The 3,484-nt window shown below is 70.8% G+C and carries 1 protein-coding gene; it reads left to right on the top strand.

Annotated features, from left to right (window positions below; all coding sequences use genetic code 11):
* Nucleotides 1-17: 17 nt before the first annotated feature.
* The coding region (locus ACIGZJ_RS36850; RefSeq protein ID WP_396461380.1) for a hypothetical protein at nt 18-3,484 on the top strand (3,467 nt) is incomplete at its 3' end.

The raw sequence follows: 3,484 nt of genomic DNA, 5'->3' as shown, positions 1-3,484 counted from the left end.
TCCAGCGGATCGAGGACGTGCTCCGCTCCGGACCGGTCGTCCGCGAACTCTCCTTCGACCAGTACCGGAACGCCTCGACGAAGCCCGCCCCCACGGCCAAGGCACCGTCCCACACCGAGGTGGAGGACTCGGATGCCGGGCGGCCGGCGTCGCAGGCTCCGTCGTTCCTGCCGATGCCGGAGCGGATGCGGCAGAAGTCGGACAGCGAGGGCGAGGCCGACGACGACTGGGATTCCGACTCGGACGGCGAGGAGCCGGCGGCCCCGGTCGTGCAGGCGCCCGCGACCCAGACTTCCGCGACCCAGACCCCCGTCACCCAGGCGCCCGCCACCCGGCCCCAGCCGTTCCTGCCGATGCCGGAGCGGATGCGGCAGAAGTCGGACAGCGAGGGTGAGGCCGACGACGACTGGGATTCCGACTCGGGCGGCGAGGGGCCGTCGGCTCCGGTCGTGCGGACTCCCGCCACCCAGACCGTGCAGCTGCCGCAGATCGCGACCCTGAACATCGGGGCGCAGACGCAGCCTTCGGAGTCGTCCTCACCGGTGGACGAGCCGGAGCTGCCGGACCTTCCGGAGCTCGTGCACGAACCGCCGATCACGGGGTCGTTCACGGCCGACGAGCTGTGGCGGGACGGCGACCGCCTGCCGGCGTTCGTCCTGTACGACGGCGTCGAGGGGATGGTGTGGGACGACGGGTTGGAGGGTGAGCCCAGTGACGCCCAGCTGGACCGGATGGCGGCGGTCTACAACCGGGCGGCCGAGCAGGCCGCGCTTCGGTTGGAGCTGATCGTCGCGCGTGCCCGGCAGGTCGTGGCGGACGGCGGCGACCGGCTGGCGGCCGCCCAGACGCTGCTTGACACGCACCAGGTGCTCAGCGCGGACGGTTGGACGCCCGCCTACATCAGCGAGTTCCTGCGGCAGCAGATGCTGTTCCGCGACAGCGCGGTGCCGAGGAAGTTCCCGAGGGAGCTGGTGGCCTGGCCCGTGGGTGCCGCGTACTTCCTCGTCGATCCCACCAATCCTCCGGCACTCGGAGCCGACGTCGTCCAGGGGGGATCGCTGGTCGGCCCGGACGGCGCCTCGATGGCGTTCTACGACTGGCTCGACACGGCGGCGGTCGGCGGGAACAGGCAGTACCTCTACAACTGGGGTGTGGCGCAGTCGGGTACCTCGGCCTCGCGGGAGTCGCTGGAGGCGAAGGTCCTGCTCGCCCACTTCCGCAACCCGAACAGGCGACACATCGGCGACGAGTACTTCTGGCTGAACGGCTTCGAGCACCGGCTGAAGATGACCCCCGGCTTCCACATGGAGATCGGCAGGCGCGACGTCTTCGGCTTCACCTACCAGCCCGGCTATCTGCGCAGTGTGGCCGCCCAGCACATGTTCACCTACGAGCTGCTGCGCACCGTCCCGATGCCCCGGGTGAACCGGGACGCGGGGACGATCGATCTGATCCGGCTGGAGCAGCGCAGCGTGCTGCGGGAGCTGCCCGAACCCTATGACCCCGGCGATTCCGGGACGAACCACCAGCAGATCAAAATCCATCGTGGTGCGGCCGAGTCCTACAGTCTCCTGAACCCCTACAAGGAGGTCGTGGGCGGCGACTTCTGGCTCACCATGCAGACCGTCCCGATCCAGCGGGTGTTCGGAACCCACCTCCAGACCAGGATGGACGAGGTGGAGGGCGAGACCTCGCTCTACCTCGGCGAGGACGAGTTCCTCACCATGGTCACCGACCGGCAGGTGGAGTGCTGGGGCGAGGGCCAACCCGTGGTCACCGAGCAGGAGCTCCAGACCTACCGCGACACGATCGCAGCGCAGCAGGCCGCGGCCGAAGCCGAGGCCGAAGCCGCCGAGAACGGGAACGGGAACGGGAACGGGAACGGGAACGCCGAGGAGGGCGCCGCCCCCTGGTCGGAGTCGCAGGCTCCGCCCAGTGATTCGGACGACGACTGGGGCACCGGGTCGGCCCCCGCTTCGCCGGTCCGCACCACGCTGCAGTACGTACCCCAGGGTTCGGTGACCGGGGGCTCGGACGCCGACGCGCAGGAGGCGCACTCGGAGCCGTCCTCCCCGGTGCTCGCGCCGCTCGTGCTGGACCTTCCGCCGTTCGTGGCCGAGCCGCTGCCCGCGGGCTCGTTCAGGGCCGACGAGCTGTGGCGCGAGGGGGACCACCTGTCGTCGCTCACCCTGCTCAACGGCGTCGAGGCACTGGTCTGGGACGACCTGTTGTCCGGCCTCGCGGAGGGCCACGTGGTGGACGGCATGGCGATGGTCCACGACCACGTGGCCGACGGGATCGCCCGCCGACTGGCGCAGATCGTCGAGCGCGCCATGCAGGAGGCGGACGGCAACGCCGCCGCCCGGAGGCTGGTGGACACGTACGAGCTGCTCAGTGCGGACGGCTGGTCACCCGTGTACATCAGCGAGTTCCTGTACCTGCAGATGTCCATGCGGGCCGACGGCGTGTTCGCGGACCTCCCGGAGCTGCTGGTCGAGCGGCCGCCGGCCTTCGACAACGGGGTCGAGGTGACGCGCCGCAGCCTGGTCGCCCCCGGCGGGGGGCTGGTGGAGGGCGGGCCGCTGCGGGGCGCGGGCGGGGTGTCCGACACCTTCTACACGTGGCTGGACCGGCAACCGGGGACGTCGGACTTCATCGACGGCTGGGGAGCCCAGCAGGCCGGCAGCTCCTGGAAGGCCCATCCGGCTCTCGCGAAGCTGCTGTACGCCCACTTCCGCTCCGAAGGAAACCTGGAGTCGACCTACTACTGGGGCTTCTCCGACCTGAGCGGCGTCCTGCAGAACATCACGGATGTGCGCGGGGGCCCCCACTACGTCAACTACGGCCCGACCGACCTGCGCGCCCTGGTCGCCCAGCACGTGTTCACCTACGAGCTGCTGACGACCGTCGAACTGCCGAACGTGGACCGGCAGAACGGCACGGTCAGGCTGATCCGGTTGGAGAACCGGCGGCACGTGGACGACGACAACCCGGGACTTCCGAACCCCCTGACCCACCCCGTCCCCGTCACCGGCCCCGCGCCCGGCAGCGGGATCGTGCTGGAGCTCAGGCGCGGGGCGGCCGAGTCGTTCAGCCTGCTGGTGCCCTACAAGGACCCGCAGGATCCCCACGCCAACGGCGGGCCGTTCTACGTGACGGTCCAGGACATCCCGATCCAGCGGGTCTTCGGGACCCACCTGCAGAGCCGTCCCGCCACCCTCGACGAGTCGCTGTACCACGGCGAGGACGAGTTCCTGGTGATGTCGGCCGGTATCCCGGCGGTCTACTGGGGCACGACGGTGCCGCGTACCCCTGCCGAGCAGGAGACTGCGGCGCTGGCGGAGCAGTTGGCGGCGCAGGGTCTGGGGGATGGGCAGAACCCTCCCCTCGCTCCGCCGTTGGTGGCGGGGCCGGTCGGGGGTCCGGTGCCGGTGGTGGAGCCGGGGCCGGTGGTGGTCGGTGCGGGGTTGTTGCCGGCGCAGGC

This window comes from Kitasatospora sp. NPDC052868 (assembly GCF_044547105.1).
Taxonomy (GTDB): Bacteria; Actinomycetota; Actinomycetes; order Streptomycetales; family Streptomycetaceae; genus Kitasatospora.
Note: the sequence above shows the minus strand (reverse complement) of the source record. Positions and strands in the feature narration are given on the sequence as shown.